This window comes from Sphingomonas sp. SORGH_AS_0870 (genome assembly GCF_031453175.1).
GTDB lineage: Bacteria > Pseudomonadota > Alphaproteobacteria > Sphingomonadales > Sphingomonadaceae > Sphingomonas.
Window position 1 is genome coordinate 2350792 of the sequence record NZ_JAVIYW010000002.1, and the last position, 17059, is coordinate 2367850.

Here is a 17059-nt window from a genome sequence, read left to right on the forward strand (position 1 = left end):
GCCGAGTGCCGCATGACGGGCCCCAAGGTCGCGCCGCCCTGGAGCGAGGAAGCCCGTGTCGCGGCGCTGCACCGCTATGCGATATTGGATACGGCGCGCGAGGTGGAGTTTGACGATATCGTTCGGCTCGCCGCCGATATCTTCGATGCGCCGATCGCGGTCGTCAATCTGATCGCGGCGGATCGTCAGTGGTTCAAGGCGGAGGTCGGCATCGGCGCCGACGAACTCCCGCTCGAAGTGTCGCTGTGCGCCCATGCGATCCTGCAACCGGGCATCTTCGTCGTACCGGATACCACGACGGACGAACGGTTCGCCTGCAACCCGCTGGTGGTGGGAAGGCCGGGCCTGCGTTTCTATGCCGGGGCCCTGCTGGAAACCCCGGACGGGCTACCGATCGGCACGGTGTGCGTGCTCGATACCAAGCCCAGGCCAGAAGGCATCACCGAGCGTCAGCGCCTCACGCTCGAAGTCCTGGCGCGGCAGGTCATGACCCAGCTGGAGCTGCGTCGCGAGATCACGCTTCGCGACGAACGGGCGGAGCGGCTGGAGGCCGAGATCCTCAGGCGGCGCGCGGCCGACCATGCGCACCGCGAGAGCGAACGGCGGCTGAACGCGGTGCTCGACAATACCCGCATGGCGGTGTTCCTGATGGATGACCATCAGCAGTGCGTCTATGCCAATGCGGCGGCCGAGGGCCTGACCGGCTATGCGCTCGCCGAGATGCAGGGGCGCCCGCTCCACGACGTCGTCCATCACACCCATCCCGACGGATCGCATTATCCGCTCGAGGAGTGTCCGATCGACCGGGCCTTCCCGGAACGCGCGCAGATGAGCGGCGAGGAAGTGTTCGTCCGCCCGGACGGCAGCTTCTATCCGGTCGCCTTCACCGCCAGCCCGCTGCTCGGCGATGACGGCCAGCCCATCGGCACGGTGATCGAGGCACGCGACATCACCGCCGAGCGCGCCAGGGACGCGGCGCTGCGCGAGTCGGAGGAGCGGTTCCGCAACATGGCGGATCACGCCCCGGTGATGATGTGGGTGACCGACCTTGAAGGACGCTGCACCTATCTGAACCGTGCATGGTACGCCTTTACCGGCCAGGACGACCGGGTGGCCGAGGATTTCGGCTGGCTGGAGGCGGTGCATCCCGACGATCGCGACTGGTCGACCAATGTCTTCCTGGCCGCCAATGCCAGGCAGGAAGCCTTCCGGCTGGAATACCGTCTGCGTCATCGTGACGGGACCTATCGCTGGGCGATCGACGCCGCATCGCCGCGCTTCGGCACCGATGGTCTGTTCCTGGGCTATATCGGCTCGGTCATCGACATTCATGAGCGTCGTGAGGCCGAGAATGCGCTGCGTATCAGCGAGGAACGCTACCGGACGCTGTTCGAGGCGATCGATGCGGGCTTCTGCATCGTAGAGGTCGATTTCGACGGCGATCGCGCGCTGGACTATCGCTTCGTCGAGGCCAATCCGGCCTTTGAGCGGCAGACGGGGCTGGTCGACGCGGTCGGTCGCACCGCTCGCGAGCTGGTGCCGGGCCTCGAACAATTCTGGTTCGACCGCTATGGCCATGTCGCGCGGACCGGCGAGGCGATCCGTTTCGAGAACGGCTCCGACGTGATGGGTCGATGGTTCGACGTCTATGCCCTGCGGGTCGGGACGCCCGAGGCGCGCCGCGTCGCCATCCTGTTCAACGACATCAGCGCCCGTCGCCGCGCCGAACTACAGCTGCGCGAAATGAACGACACGCTGGAGCGTCGGGTGGAAGAGGCCGTCGCGGAGCGCAAGCTCTGGGCCGATGTCATCGAGAATACCGACGCACTGATCGCCGTGGTGTCGCCGGACTTCCGATTCCTGGCGTTGAATTCGGCCTATGTAGTCGAGTTCGAGCGCATCTATGGCGTCTGCCCGCATGTGGGCGACGCGCTTCCCGACCTGATGGAGCGTGTTCCGGCGCATCGCGAGGCGGTGCTCGGCATCTGGCAGCGCGCGCTGGACGGCGAGGAGTTCATGGTTGTCGAGGCATTCGGCGATCCCGATCGGACGCGCCCATATTATGAATTGCGCTTCAACGCCTTGCACGACCGCGACGGCGCTTTCGTCGGTGCGTTCCAATATGCGGTGGATGTCTCCGCCCGGCTGCGCGACCAGGCGCGTCTGGCCCAGGCCGAGGAACAGCTCCGTCAGGCGCAGAAGATGGAGGCGGTCGGCCAGCTGACCGGCGGCATCGCGCACGACTTCAACAACCTGCTGGCCGGGATCAGCGGCAGCCTGGAGGTGATCGAGCGCAGGCTTTCGGCGGGGCGGACCGACGGGATCGACCGGTTCATCAACGGCGCCCAGACCTCGGCACAGCGGGCGGCGGCGCTGACCCAGCGGCTCCTGGCCTTTTCGCGCCGCCAGACGCTCGACCCCAAGCCGATCGACGTCAACCGGCTGGTCTTCGGCATGGAGGATCTGATCCGCCGCACGGTCGGTCCGTCGATCAAGGTCGAAGTGGTCGGTGCCGGCGGGCTATGGGTCGCGAAGGTCGATGCCGCGCAGCTCGAAAGCGCGCTGCTCAATCTGGCGATCAACGCGCGGGATGCGATGCCCGGCGGCGGGCGGCTGACGATCGAGACGGCCAACAAGTGGCTGGACGATCGCGGCGCGCGCGAACGCGACCTTGCGCCGGGGCAATATCTGTCGATCTGCGTCACCGACAGCGGCACCGGCATCCCCAAGGACATTGTCGACCGCATCTTCGATCCGTTCTTCACCACCAAGCCGATCGGGCAGGGCACGGGTCTGGGCCTGTCGATGATCCATGGCTTCGTGCGCCAGTCGGGCGGGCAGGTCCGGGTCTATACCGAGGAAGGGCATGGGACGACCATGTGCCTCTACCTCCCGCGCTTCATGGGTGAGGTCGGTCAGGAGGACGAGCCCGACGAAGCGATCCCGGACGATGGCGCCGGGCGGACGGTGCTGGTGATCGATGACGAAGAGACGGTCAGGATGCTGATCGTCGAGGTTCTGCAGGACGCGGGCTATACCGCGATCGAAGCGGACGACGGGCCATCCGGCTTGCGGATCCTCCAGTCGGACATCGACATCGATCTGTTGATTACCGATGTCGGCCTGCCCGGCGGGATGAACGGCCGCCAGGTGGCCGATGCGGCCCGCGAAGGGCGCCCGGACCTCAAGATCCTGTTCGTGACGGGCTTTGCGGAAAATGCCGCGGTCGGGAACGGCCATCTGGCGCCCGGCATGGAGGTGGTCACCAAGCCGTTCGTGATGACCGAGCTGGGCAACAAGATCGCGGAGATGCTCGAACCGCGATAGGTCGGGGGCGCCGTGATCGGGACAGGCCGCGACCGATATGGACGTCCTGTGCAACACTCTGACGAACAATGGATAATCCCCAGAGGTGATCGCGCGCGGGAAGGCTATGTCGTCGGGTCGATGGCAGTTCGGCATGTCGATCAGACGCCTGTCCCGATGCCGTGACATGTTTGGAAACATTGCATGTATCGTTAATCAGATATTTCTATGGTGCTTCCCGTCGAGTGCCATGATTTCAACTTGTTGCATTCCGTAACTACAGGTCCATCATTTTTAACGAGCCGGTAACTTTGCGTGCCGTAAGCGCTCCCGCACCGCAGTGCCAGATCATGGCGAGTATCAAACTGGCGACAAAAGTCGCCGCTGCGTGAACAGGGAAGGGCTTGGTGACTTTGATGAATTCCGCATTGTGTACCCTGCGGTTTGGGATTTCGACGGTGGCTCTGCTGACCGCGATCGCTGCTCCGGCTTATGCGCAGGAAGCGGTGGCGCCACAGGCGACCGATACCGCCGAGCAGGCCGAAGCGCCGCAGACCCCGGTCGCACAGGATGCGAATATCCAGCAGCGCCCCGCCGCGCCCGTGGCAAAGCGCGAGGCACCGCAGAGCGGCACGGTCGTCGTCACCGGCACGCTGTTCCGCGATTCCAACGCCAGCTCGATCTCGCCGGTCACCGTCCTGACCTCCGCGACGCTCCAGCGCGCGAACATCACCACCGCCCAGGACGCGATCCGCTCGGTCTCGGCGGACAGCGCGGGCTCGATCTCGACTGGCTTCCGCAACGGCTTCTCGGCGGGTGGTGCGGCGGTGTCGCTGCGCGGTCTGGGCGTCTCGTCGACCGTGGTGCTGATCGACGGCCTCCGCTCGGCGAACTTCCCGCTCAACGACGATGGCCATAACGCCTATGTCGACCTGAACTCGATCCCGTTCAGCACCATCGACCGCATCGAAGTGCTGAAGGACGGCGCATCCTCGACCTATGGCGCGGACGCGATCGGCGGCGTGGTCAACCTGATCAGCAAGAAGAATGTCCAGGGCATTCAGGGCTCGGTCCAGGGCGGCACCACCGAAAAGGCCGATGGCTCGCACTATCGCGCGACGCTGACCGCCGGGTTCGGCGACTATCGCGAACAGGGCTTCAACTTCTATGTGAACGGCGAATATACCTATGACGGGTATATCACCAATCACTCGCGCGGTTACCCGTTCAACACGCTCGATCTGACCCCCAGTGGCCTGCTCGATCGTAACCGCAACGATGACTCGCTGGTCCAGCCCAATCCGCAGGCGGTCGTCACCCGCGTTCGGCAGACCGATCTCAACAATCCGCTCGCCGGTCAGGTCGGTGCGCCGCTGACCAACCAGTATCAGCTGCTGATCAATCCCAGCGCTTGCCCCTTCGGCAGCTTTACGGTCTCGTCCGGTTCGGCGCAGGGCACCGGTTGCAAGCACAACCTGCCCGACGAATATTCGATCATCCAGCCGCGCCAGGAGCGTTACTCGACCACGGCCCGCCTGAACGTACGCCTGGCCGAAGGTTGGGAAGCATTCGCGAGCGCCAGCTACTCGCATTCCGAAGTCGATATTCGCGGCACCCCGTCGGGCATCCGCCAGACCCAGCCCTTCGGCGGTTCGGCGGCGCTGGCGTCCAGCAGCCCCGGCATCGTCCTGCCGATGTATGTCTGCTCGGCGGGCGTGAACTGCGCCACGGCGGCCGATCGCCGTCTGAACCCGAACAACCCCTATGCGGTTGCCGGTGCCGATCCTACGCAGAGCGCGGCGCGCATCTATTATCTGTTCGGCGACATCCCCGCCAACAGCCATCGCTATGTCGACGTTTTCCGTGCGACCGGCGGTATCTCGGGCGATCTGGGCGGCGGGTTCAAGTTCCGTCTGAACGGCGTCTATGCGCGTGACAATTTCAGCGTGACGCAGCGCGGCTTCATCAACATCCAGGGCCTGCTGAACGCGATCAACACGGGGTCGTACAACTTCGTCAATCCGGAACAGAACACGGCGGCGGTGCGCAACCAGATCTCGCCGGATCGCACGACGCCGTCCTATTCGACGGTGGCGACAATCGGTGGTTCGCTGCTCAAGTCGCTGATGGAACTGCCGGGCGGCGAGCTCAATGTCGGCGCGGGTTTCCAGATCCGTCGCGAGACGCTGATGAACCGCAACCAGAATGCCGACCTCAGCTATTATTCGCTGAACACGTCGTCGGCACAGGGCCGTCAGACCGTGACCGCCGGGTTCTTCGAGATCGATGCGCCGTTCCTGCGGAACTTCGACCTGAACGTCTCGGGCCGTTACGACCATTATTCGCAGGGCTATAGCCACTTCTCGCCGAAGGTGGGCGCCAAGTTCACTCCGGTCGAGCAGTTCTCGCTGCGCGCGACCTATTCGCAGGGCTTCCGCGCACCGACCTTCGCGGAAAACAACCCGGCCAGCAGCTATTCGGGCTTCTCGTCCTTCACGCCGCCCGCCAGCTTCATCGCCGCGCATCCGGGCAACAGCGCCTATACGAGCACCTACAGCATCGGCAGCGGCTCGACCGGCAATGCCAATATCCTGCCCGAAGTGTCGCGCAGCTTCACCGTCGGCACGATCTTCAAGCCGGTGAACTGGTTCAACCTGACCGTCGACTATTACAACATCAAGAAGTCGAACCTGATCGTCAGCGGACCGCTCCGCGCCCAGGCGATTGCGGCCTATTACGGACAGACCAACGCGACCGCCGGATGCGCCGCGCTGGCGGCGGTGGGTCCGGGCTATCAGTGCAACGTCATCGATGCGCCGGATCCCAACAATCCGAACGCGCTGCCCCGTCTGCTGGTGTTCAACGTGCCTTACGTCAACGCCAACTATCAGATCAGCTCGGGCATCGACGTGCAGGCCAATGCCGCTTTCGAGCTCGCCAATGGCGCGCGCCTGATCAGCCGCCTCGACGTCACCCGCGTGCTTCGCCTCGATCTGGTGACCCCGGCGGGCGTGGTGCAGAAATATGCCGGTACGCTTGGGCCTTACCAGCTCTCGTCGGGTGGCGGTACGCCGCGCATCCGTGGCAACTGGCAGAACTCGCTGGAGGTGAACAACTTCTCGATCACCGCGACGACCTATTATGTGGGTCGGATCAAGCAGGTCGCGGCCGATCAGATCACCCCGGTCAACGGCGTGATCGACCTGTCGTGCAAGAACACGATGGCGCCCATCGTGCAGGGCAGCGACGTGAACAACCAGTGCTATATCCGCCCGTTCATCTACACCGACCTGAACCTGGGCGTGCGGGTGAACGATCAGTTCCGCTTCTTCTTCAACATCCAGAACCTGACCAACGCCCGCGCTCCGCTGGCGGCGGCCGCGTACACCAGCAATCCGAACTATCTGAGCAGCTGGCATTATGCGGGCCTGGTCGGCCGCAACTTCAGCGCTGGCGCGAACTTCAACTTCTAAGCCAGTACGCCTGACCCTTGCGCACCGGACGGACTTTATGTCCGGCCGGTGCGCTTTCGTTTTGGGGCCGGTTCGTCGGCGACGAAACCGGGCCCGAACGTCCGCGCAAGAATGCGTGGACCAAAGTCGATCAGCGGGAGTTTGCGTTTTCCGAAGGGAAAACAGATGAACGATCGATCGGGGCAGCAGGCGTCGGCCGCCAGCGTGACCGCCGCCAAGGTGCCCAGCCGCGACGGATTGCTCGGCCTGGCGGTGGCCGTCGTCGTGGTGGCGGGGCTGTTCCTCGCCAAGGACGTGCTGATTCCGATCACGCTGGCCGTCCTTCTGTCGTTCGTCCTGTCACCGATCGTCCTGCTGCTGCGGCGGTTGCGGATACCAAAGGGCCTTGCCGTGTTCGTCGCGGTGCTGAGCGCGCTGGGCGTGCTCGGCGGTATCGGGACCCTGGTCGGCGTCCAGGCGGCTTCGCTGTCGGACGAGGCGCCGCGCTATGTCACCAGCATCCAGTCCAAGATGGAGAATGCGACGGGTTTCCTCACCAGGTCCCTGCCGTTCCTCGGCGCCAACAGCCCGGCCCCGGCGGTGGGCGCCGATCCCCGGCTGGTACGCGGCACCCGAACCCACCCGCTGAACGTCCGCGTCGTCGAGCAGAAGGCACCGGTCCTGCAACAGGTCGGTGGCTATCTGGAGCCGGTCCTCGCCCCGTTCGAGACGTTCGTGATCGTGCTCGTCGTGGCGATCTTCATCCTGATGCAGAAGGAGGATCTGCGCGACCGGCTGATCCGGCTGTTCGGATCGTCCGACCTGCATCGCACGACCGCCGCGATGGACGATGCCGGGCGACGCCTGAGCCGCTATTTCCTGTCGCAACTGGCGGTGAATGCCAGTTTCGGCCTGACGGTCGGGATCGGCCTGTGGCTGATCGGCCTGCCGGTGCCCGCTTTATGGGGCATATTGGCGGGGGTGCTCCGCTTCGTCCCCTATATCGGTGCGCTGCTGGGGGCGGCCCTGCCGCTGGTGGTCGCGGCCGGGATCGATCCCGGCTGGTCGACCATGTTGATGGTCGCGGGACTGTTCATCGTCTTGGAGCCGGTAATCGGCTATGTGGTCGAGCCGCTTCTCTATGGCCATTCGACCGGGCTTTCGCCGCTGTCGGTGGTGCTGGCGGCGGTGTTCTGGACCTGGATATGGGGGCCGGTCGGACTGGTCCTGTCGATGCCGCTGACCTTGCTGCTCGTGGTCCTCGGGCGGCATATCCCGAGCCTGGAATTCCTCGACGTGCTGCTCGGCGATCGCCCCGCGCTGACCCCGGTCGAAAGCTTCTATCAGCGGATGCTCGCCGAAGACCCCGACGAGGCGCTGGAACAGGCCGAAAGCCAGCTCGCCGACCGGTCGCTGACCGCTTATTATGACGAAGTGGCGCTGGCCGCGCTGAAGCTGGCGGCGGCGGATGTCGAGCGTGGTGCGATCACCCGCGACCGCGCGACGCGGGTCGTGGACTCGATGCTCGTCCTCGTCGGCGAGTTGGACCATCAGGATGATACCGCAAGCCCGCTGGAACCGCGCGGCGGGTTGTTGCGGCCGCTGCCCGACGACGGTTCGGGCTTCGACGAAACGGCGCCCGCTTCGCTTCCTTCGGCGCCGTCCGGCTGGGAGCGGGGTGGCAGCGTATTGTGCATCGCGGGGCGCGGCGTGCTGGACGATGCCGTCACCGCGATGCTTCAGCAATTGCTGACGAAGCGGGGCTTCGGTGCGAACCGGGTGCCGCACGAGGCGGGCTCGCGCGCCAATATCGACCGGCTCGATGCGTCGGGCGCCCGCATGGTGTGCATCTCCTACCTGGAGATTGGCGGCTCGCCATCGCATCTGCGCTATCTGGTCCGCCGTATCCGCTCGCGCGTCGGGCCCGTCCCGATCCTCGTCGGGCTGTGGCCGGAGGGAGAGGCGGCGCTGACCGACCGCGAGATCCAGCGGACGCTGGGCGCGGACATCTATGTCGGCACGCTGGGCGCGATGGTCGAGGCCTGTCTCGACCATGCGGGGGCCGAGCGGGAGGCGGCGGCATGACCGCGGCGGACAATCGTGCAGGCGAGGGTGCCCGGACGCCGTTGCAGGTGCCGCCTCGCGGCTGGCTCGCCATTCTCCGGCGCACCTGGGCGGAGATGGGCACCGACAATATCGGGATCATCGCGGCCGGAATCGCCTTCTACGTCTTTGCCGCGATCGTGCCGACGCTGGGCGCGGTGGTCCTGAGCTATGGCCTGTTCGCCGATGCGGATACGGTTCGGCAGAATGTCGAGGGGCTGTTCGCTTCGCTGCCGCGCGATGCCGCCTCGATCATCACCGACCAGCTGCTGACGGTGGTCGAAAGCTCGAAGAACAAGCAGGGCCTAGGCCTGGTCGTCGCCCTGTTGCTGGCCTGGTACGGCGCGACCAAGGGGTCGTCGGCGATCGTCACCGGCCTGAACGTGGCCTATGATACCCAAGAGACGCGCGGCTTCGTACGGCTGAACCTGTTGCAATTTGCGATCGTGGCCGGGGGCGTCGCGTTGATCTTCGTCGCGATCGGCACGACGATGCTGCTCGCCTTTCTCAGCGGACTGATCCCCGACGCGCCGACCCCGATCCTGCTGCTCATCCGGCTGGGGGGCTATGTGCTGCTGGCCTTGCTGGTCGTCACCGCGGCGGCGATCCTGTTCCGGTTCGGCCCCGATCATCGCCATCCGCACTGGATATGGCTGTCGCCGGGGTCGGTGGGCGCGACCCTGTTGTGGCTGGCCGGAACGGCGGGGTTCGGATTTTATGTGTCCAACTTCGGCAATTATGGCGCGACCTATGGCTCGCTGAGCGCCGTCATCGTCACGCTCACCTGGCTTTGGCTGACCGCCTATGTGTTCCTGATGGGGGCGGAGCTGAACGCAGAGTTGGAACGGCAGGTGGAAGGCGAGGGGGCCGAGGCGAACACCGCAACCGATGGCCCGGTGACGCCGACAAAGCCCGATCCGAAGCAGGAACCCTTGGCCAGCACCCCGACCGCGACCCTGCTGGCCTGGGCGGGGAACGGGACCATGGCCACGATCGGTTTCGCCCTGCTGCGCCGGGGGCGGCCGGTCGGGATCGTCGCCCTCTCGCTTGCCGCGCATGCCGCATGGCGAAGCCGGTCGCCGCGCCGCCGGGTCTGATCCTTCCACCGGCGAGCACAGGCTATCCGTGCGCCGGGATGTGGCTTAAACGACGGTCGCAGACCCTGCCGCCTTGCCTCGTTCGAAGGATGTTTCATGCGTCTTCCCGTTACCCTGCTCCTTGCGTCGTCTCTCGCTTTTCCGGTGCAGGCGGCCGTCCATCGCTATGGCGGCCTGACCCTCGCGCCGTCGGGTGGTGAGGTGGCCACGATCGAGCTGGATGGCGGCACGCATCCGGCCGTCGTGCTGCGCAATGCCGGGGACGGGCGGGTGGTGCGCCGGATCGATCCCTGTGCGACGTGCAGCTATTCGGGGCTGACCTTCACGCCCAAGGGGGACGGCGTGGCCTTTCTGGCGCGCGACCGGGAGCGGGGCGTCGTGACCCTGATGATCGCGCGCGGTGACGGGGTACGCCCGGTCGCGACCGTCGAGGGGCTGGCTTCGACCCCACGCTTCTCGCCCGATGGCAAGCGCGTGGCGATGCTGATCACGCTGGGCGCGACCAAGGATGTCGGTGCGACCCAGGCCGGGGCAAGGCAGGTCGGCGAGATCGGCGTCGCCAATGACGAACAGCGTCTGGCCATCGTGCCGGTAGGAGAGGGGACGACCAAGGCGATGCCGCTGTCGCCGCAGGGCCGCTATATCTACGAATATGACTGGACGCCTGACGGGAGTGCGCTGGTCGTGACCTCGGCGCTCGGCAATGGCGATGCGAACTGGTGGGTGGCGACGCTCGACCGGGTGGATGCCACCACCGGCGCGGTCACCGCGATCGCCAAGCCGTCGACCCAGATCAACATGCCGCGCGTCTCGCCCGATGGGAAGACGGTCGCCTATATCGGCGGGCTGATGAGCGATTTCGGCTCGATCGGCGGGGATGTCTGGACGGTGCCGCTGGCCGGGGGCACGCCGACCGACCAGACCAAGGGGCAGCCGATCACCTTCACCTCGCTGGCCTGGACCAAGGGCGGGCTGCGCGCCGCGACGCTGCGCAACGACCAGATGGGGGCCGTCGCCATCGAGCCTGGTCGCGCCCCGCGCCCGCTATTCGCCCGGCCGGTGGGCCTTTCCGCCGGGGACGGCCGGATCGCCTGGGATGCGAAGGGCGAGATGGCCGCCAGCGTCGTCGAGGACTTCACCCATGCGCCCGCCATCTATGCGGGGCCTGCCACCGCCTTGCGCCAGATCACCCATGACAATGACGCCGCGCAGCCTGCCGTCCAGGCGCGCAGCGTGACCTGGACGAACGAGGGCTTCACCGTTCAGGGCTGGCTGTTGTCGCCGCTGTCCGCGCGGCCCGGCGTGAAGGCCCCGATGATCGTGCAGGTCCATGGCGGTCCGGCGGCGGCCAGCACGCCGCGCTTCATCGAGAAGGGGTTGGCCAGCGCGTTCGAGGATGCGGGCTATTACCGGTTCCTCCCCAATCCGCGAGGCTCCTATGGTCAGGGCGAGGCCTTCACCGCCGCCAACAAGCGCGACTTTGGCGGCGGCGACCTGCGCGACATCCTGGCGGGGATCGATGCGGTCGAGAAGCTGGCCCCGGTCGACGATGCGCGGCTGGGCCTGACCGGCTGTTCCTATGGCGGCTTCATGGCGATGTGGGCGAATACCCAGACCAATCGCTTCAAGGCGATCGTGGCGGGCGCGGGGCTGTCCGACTGGGTGAGCTATTACGGCACCAACGGCATCAACACCTGGATGATCCCCTATTTCGGCAAGTCGGTCTATGACGACTACAAGGCCTATGAGGACGTCTCGGCGGTCTATCACGTCAAGACCGCCCGCACCCCGACCTTCATCTATGTCGGCGAGCGCGATATCGAGGTGCCGCCGACCCAGTCGGTCGAATGGTGGAATGCGCTGAAAAGCCAGGACGTGCCGACCAGCCTCGTCATCTATCCCGACGCCGGACATTGCGTGCCGACCCAGGCGGGCGATGTGATGAACCGGCAACTGGCATGGTTCGGCAAATATCTGGGCCAGCCCCAGCGCTGACCGCCCGCCCCGCCCGCCGAGGGACGGAGCGGAGATGGCCCCCGCCTGCTGGCGGTGGCGTCGTTCAGGACGGCGTGGCCGGTATCGGCCCGGCGGGTTTCGGGGGCAGGTCCACCTTGATCTCGACGCGGCGGTTCTTGTCGCGTCCTTCGGGATCGTCCGACCCGTCGGGCTTGCGGTTGGGCGCGACGGGGTTGGCCTCGCCCATGGCGATGACGGTGATCCGGTCGGCGGCAGTGCCCTTTTCGACCAGATAGTCCCGCACCGCCTCGGCCCGGCGGCGCGAGGCGATCAGGTTGGACGCATCGGAGCCGTGGGAATCGCTATGGCCCCAGATCGTGATCGCACCGCCCATGCCGAAGACGGGTTCGGCGATCAATGCGTCTATCTGCGCAAGCCCCTTGTCATCGGGCTTGGCGCCCTTGGCGGGGAAGGCGATGGTCAGGTCGATCGGCTCGGGCGTCGGCGACGGGGTGGGGGCGGGTTCGATATCCGGGCGGATGATCGATTTGGTCTCCACCTGCTCGTTCGCCATCGCGCTATTGTCGGGCGATGCCGTATTGGCGACGGGCTCGGCCTGCGTCGTGTCGTTCGCGGGCGCCGGGCCCGCTGGCTGACAGGCGGCGATGCCCAGCGCGAGGGTCATCGCCGCGAGCGATTGCGCGGCCCGTTCGTTCAGCCTCTTGGTCGTCATGCGACAGCCTCTCCATTCTGGAATTGCAGTCTAGCCTCCGGATCCGCGTGGCGCGAGGGTCCATAGGACACGACGATGTCGCCCTTTTGCGGCATGGGCCGCGCGGCATGGGTGAAGAAGCGGATGCGGCCGTCCTTGCGCAGGACGAACAGCATGTCCGCCTCGTCGGGCAGCGCCGAGCGGGCATGGTCGAAGTTGAACTGCTCGCTGATCCGGGTGCTGCGGAAGGTCCAGCCCGCCGCCTCGCGCCGCAGAATGTCCTCGACCCCGTGCCCGGCGGTGAACATGGCCCGCCCGCGCAAGGCACCCGGCAGGCTGCGATGGTCATGATCGTCGCCGCTGCCACCCAGCTGATAGACCGAATCCCGGCCGATATGATGGGCGAACTCGCTGCAGACCAGCGCATTATAGGCCTCGTTCTCGGTGGTGGCGACCAGCACCTGGAACTGGCTGAGGTCCAGCCGTTCCTCCGTCGCTTCCGCCAGCAGTTCGCCATGATAGGTCGCGATCCCGACCTGCCGCGCGGCCGACAGCCGCTGCCAGCTCGAATCCGTGATGCTGACCGGCAGTCCCAGCGACTGGATCTGGCGGGCCAGCGCGATGCTCCATGGCGTGCTGCCGACGATCAGCAGCCCTTTCTGCATCGCGCCCGTGACCTTCAGCCAGCGCGCGACGAAGCGGATGCTGAACCCATGGGCGATGATCGTCGCGACCACGACGGCAAAGGACAAAGTGACGAGGATATTGCCATTGCCATAGCCGAGCTGGTCGAGCCGCAGCGCGAACAGCCCCGACACCGCCACCGCGACCACACCGCGCGGGGCGATCCACGCCACCAGCAGCCGCTCGTTCCAGGGGATCTTGCTGAAGGCCAGCGCGATCAGCACGGTCGCCGGACGCACCAGGAACAGCAGTGCGAGCAGGAAGGCGGCGAACCGCCATTCGAATAGCCGCAGCACCTCGAAATTCAGCGAGGCCGACAGGATGACGAACACGCCGGAGATCAGCAGGACGGTGACATTCTCCTTGAACGGGTGAATGTCGCGCAGCGAGTCCAGCCGCATATTGGCGACCGCGACGCCCATGACCGTGACCGCCAGCAGGCCCGTCTCCTGCTGGATCAGGTTGGACAGGACGAAGGTGCCGATGACCGCGACCAGCAGGACCGGCGCCTTCAGATATTCGGGCACATGGCCGCGCGGAAAGGCCCAGGCGATCGCGCGGGCCATCGCATAGCCGATCAGGCCGGACACCACGGCCGCACCGAGCAGCGCGACGACCACCGAAATCAGGGTTCCGCCCTGGTCGACGCGGCGGAGATATTCATAGGTGATGACCGCACATAGCGCACCGAACGGATCGTTGACGATCGCTTCCCATTTCAGGATCGCGCGGGGCCGCGCCGCGATGTTGCTTTGGCGAAGCAGGGGGATGACGACGGTGGGGCCGGTCACGACCAGGATGCCCGCGAACAATATCGCCACCGGCCAGACCAGCCCCGCGACATAATAGCAGGCCAGCGCCCCCAGCACCCAGCCGAGCGGGATGCCGATCATCATCAGCCGGGTCACCGCGCCCTCGGTCTTGCGCAGCTCGCGGAAATTGAGGCTGAGGCCGCCCTCGAACAGGATCAGCGCGACCGCGACCGAGATCATCGGCTCCAGCAATTCGCCGAAGATATGTTCGGGAACGATCAGCCCGGTGATCGGCCCGGCGATGACCCCCGCCGCCAGCATCAGGGCGATGGCGGGCCATCCCGTTCGCCAGGCAATCCATTGCGCACCGATCCCCAGGACACCGATCAATGCGAAGACAAGCGCGTGTTGTTCCATAGGGCCACTTAACACCCGGATACGGCAAAGGTAACCGTAGCGGCCGCCGATGCATCGCACTTGCCCCCCGGTCCGCCGGGCGGTCGCGCGTATGACGGGTCAATAGGGTGGCGCGATGCGGGCCCGATGTTCGCGCGCGGCCGCCGCCCACCAGCGCAGATCGTCGGCAAAGCGCGGAAAGGCCTTGGTCAGCGCCGTGCCGCCCTCGCCGGTCGGCTGCCCCTGGCCGTCCAGCGCATGGCCGATCCCGCCCACCGCCAGCGTGCTCGACACGACGACCATTCCCATTTCCGACAGCGTGCCGTGCCATGCGACGCTGGCATGGGCGCCCGCGAGCCGCCCCGCCGAATAGCTGGCGATGGCGGCCGGACGCCAATACCATTCCTCCAGGAAGTGATCGGTCAGGTTCTTCAGGCCCGGCTGTTGGCCCCAATTATATTCGCCGGTCACGAAGACGAACGCATCGGCGCTGCGGATTTTGGTCGCCAGCCGCTCCATCGCCTCGGGCGCTTCGCCCACGGGATATTCCTTGTACATCCGGTCGAGCATCGGCAGGCCGACCGCCTGGGCGTCGATCAGTTCGGCCTCCGCGCCCCGTTCGCCGAACGCGCGGACCAGATAGTCGGCCAGGCGGATGCCCTGCCGGTCGGACCGGTACGAACCGTAGAAGATCAGGATAGTATCCGCCATCGCGCACCTCGCGGCCCGATCATGGCCGTATGAGATGATCCCGGCAAGTCACTCTTATCCCCTGATATATCGCGTCACATTGGTGGCCAGCACGTCCAGGGGCACATTGCCGCCGTCCACCACCGCCTGATCGAAGTCGCGCAGGTCGTAGCGAGTACCGAGCGCAGCCTTGGCCCGGTCGCGCTGGGCGACGATCTCGGCGCGTCCGACCTCATAGCCACAGGCCTGGCCCGGCCATGCGCAATAGCGGTCGACCTCGCTCACCGCATTGCTGCGCGGCAGGCCGGTGGCGGCGATGAACTCGGCCAGCGCCTTGTCACGCGACCAGCCGAGCGCGTGGATGCCGGTATCGACGATCAATCGCACCGCGCGCCATGCCAGCCCCATCAGATAGCCCAGCCGCCCGGCGGGATCGTCGCGGTACATGCCCAGCTCGTCGGCGAGCTGTTCGGCATAGAGAGCCCACCCCTCCGAATAAGCGTTGAACGCCAGGATCGAGCGGATCAGCGGCAGTTCCTGGGCATATTCGCCCTGCCAGACATGGCCCGGTATCCCCTCGTGATAGACCAGATCGGGAATGGTGACGCGGTTGTGGATCGACGGGTCGCCCAGATTGACCCAGACCTTGCCCGGTTCGCGCCCGTCGATCGTGCCGGGCCCGCCATAGGCCGCCGGTGCGCCCGGTTCCTGTGCCGGGGGCATGCGGCGGATTTCCAGATGTCCCCGCGCCAGACGCCGGAACGCTTCGGGCAGGCGCGGGCGGATCGCGTCGATCCGGCCCTGCATATAGGCGATGATCTCGCGCCGTCCCGCATCGCCGTCGGGAAAGCCGATGCCGGGACGACGCTGATAGGCCATGGTACGCTCGGCGACGCTCCCCTGGGTCAGTCCCGCCTGGCGCAGGATCGCATCCATCTGTGCCTGCAGATCGGCCAGCCGTGCGCGGCCCATGGCGTGTAACTCGGTCGCGCTGCGCCGTGTCGTCGTGCCCGCACGCAGGCCCCATGCATACCATTCGGGGCCGTGAGGGCGGCTGTTCATCCCCGCCGCATCGGTCGCCACCGCCCGCTGCGCGCGCAATTCGGCGAGCTGTCGCTCCAGCGCGGGCACGATCGCGGCGCGGACGATCCGTGCCGCCTGCGCGGTCCAGTCGCCGGGGATGGCGGCCGCCTTGCGTGCCAGCGGACCGATCAGCGGGCCGTCGCTCTTCGCCGCCTCCGCGATCGTGCCGGCCATCCCCGCGATCGTCTTGTCGAGCAGGAAGGAGGGCGGCACGACGCCCTGCTGGCGCGCCTGGCGGATACGCGTCGTCTCGCCGTCCAGCTGGGCGGGCATGGCGGCGAGGCGGGCCAGATAGGCCTCCGCATCCGCCTTGTCGCGGACCGGCTGGTCGCCGTCGAGCAACTGCGGCACGTCCAGCCACGCCCCGACATTCTGGATTACGGCATAGGGCGTGTTGCGCCAGTCGCCGATGGTCGCCACGCCATAGGGCAGGGCCATGCCGTCCAGCGCGATGCGAAAGGCGGTCTCGACCACCGCCAGGCTGGTCGCGGTCGCGGCATCCAGGCCGGTTCGCGGCACCCGCGCCAGATCGCGCAGCCCTTCGCCCAGGAAACGCTGCCGCGCCGCCACGCCCGCAGGCGAGCGATCCTCCAGCCTGCGCCGCAGCCCGGCATGCACGCCTGTGTCGACACCCAGGCTGGTCGCCCGCTCCGGCGCCAGCGCCAGCAGCTGCCAGGCCAGCCGGTCGAGCAGCGCGCCTGCATCGCCGGTCGCGGCGGCCCGTCCCTGGGTCGACGCCGTGACGGAAACGGCGCCGAGCCCGATCAGCGTGTCGCGGCGGGAAATAGCTCTGTTCATTCCCGATAGATGACCGGCCCGAGGCGCGGC

General features: G+C 66.6%; 9 protein-coding genes. 5 read left to right on the forward strand and 4 right to left on the reverse strand.

The genetic code is table 11. The annotated features are described in order from the left end of the window. Nucleotides 1-12: 12 nt before the first annotated feature. From QE363_RS11085 to QE363_RS11105, 5 genes are all read left to right on the forward strand, one after another. Complete coding sequence (locus QE363_RS11085; protein WP_309695180.1) at nucleotides 13-3327, forward strand: PAS domain S-box protein; 3315 nt, start codon at nucleotides 13-15, stop codon at nucleotides 3325-3327. A gap of 395 nt (nucleotides 3328-3722) precedes the next feature. Next, entirely contained in the window at nucleotides 3723-6779 is a 3057-nt protein-coding gene (locus tag QE363_RS11090) for a TonB-dependent receptor domain-containing protein (protein WP_405053220.1), read from the forward strand. 165 nt (nucleotides 6780-6944) lie between these two features. Beyond that, nucleotides 6945-8843, forward strand: coding sequence for an AI-2E family transporter (locus QE363_RS11095; protein ID WP_309695184.1), 1899 nt, complete (start codon nucleotides 6945-6947; stop codon nucleotides 8841-8843). Continuing rightward, nucleotides 8840-9958, forward strand: a complete 1119-nt coding sequence (locus QE363_RS11100; protein ID WP_309695185.1) for a YihY/virulence factor BrkB family protein — start codon at nucleotides 8840-8842, stop codon at nucleotides 9956-9958. Before QE363_RS11095 ends, QE363_RS11100 begins: the two co-directional genes overlap by 4 nt. Before the next feature lie 96 nt (nucleotides 9959-10054). Further along, complete coding sequence (locus QE363_RS11105; RefSeq protein ID WP_309695188.1) at nucleotides 10055-11953, forward strand: prolyl oligopeptidase family serine peptidase; 1899 nt, start codon at nucleotides 10055-10057, stop codon at nucleotides 11951-11953. A 64-nt stretch (nucleotides 11954-12017) separates the two neighbouring features. Here the strand turns inward: QE363_RS11105 and QE363_RS11110 are convergent, their stop codons facing one another. The 4 genes from QE363_RS11110 to QE363_RS11125 form a co-directional block, all read right to left on the reverse strand. Continuing rightward, a complete protein-coding gene (locus QE363_RS11110; protein ID WP_309695190.1) occupies nucleotides 12018-12647 on the reverse strand; it encodes an OmpA family protein in 630 nt (209 codons plus the stop codon). Beyond that, entirely contained in the window at nucleotides 12644-14479 is a 1836-nt protein-coding gene (locus QE363_RS11115; RefSeq protein WP_309695192.1) for a sodium:proton antiporter, read from the reverse strand. Before QE363_RS11115 ends, QE363_RS11110 begins: the two co-directional genes overlap by 4 nt. A 99-nt stretch (nucleotides 14480-14578) precedes the next feature. Beyond that, on the reverse strand, nucleotides 14579-15169 hold the full coding sequence (locus QE363_RS11120) for an NAD(P)H-dependent oxidoreductase (protein ID WP_309695194.1): 591 nt from the start codon (nucleotides 15167-15169) through the stop codon (nucleotides 14579-14581). Nucleotides 15170-15223: 54 nt separating this feature from the next. Continuing rightward, nucleotides 15224-17029 carry a DUF885 domain-containing protein gene (locus QE363_RS11125; RefSeq protein ID WP_309695196.1) on the reverse strand — a complete coding sequence of 602 codons (1806 nt, stop codon included), beginning with the start codon at nucleotides 17027-17029 and terminating at the stop codon, nucleotides 15224-15226. Between the last annotated feature and the right edge of the window lie 30 nt (nucleotides 17030-17059).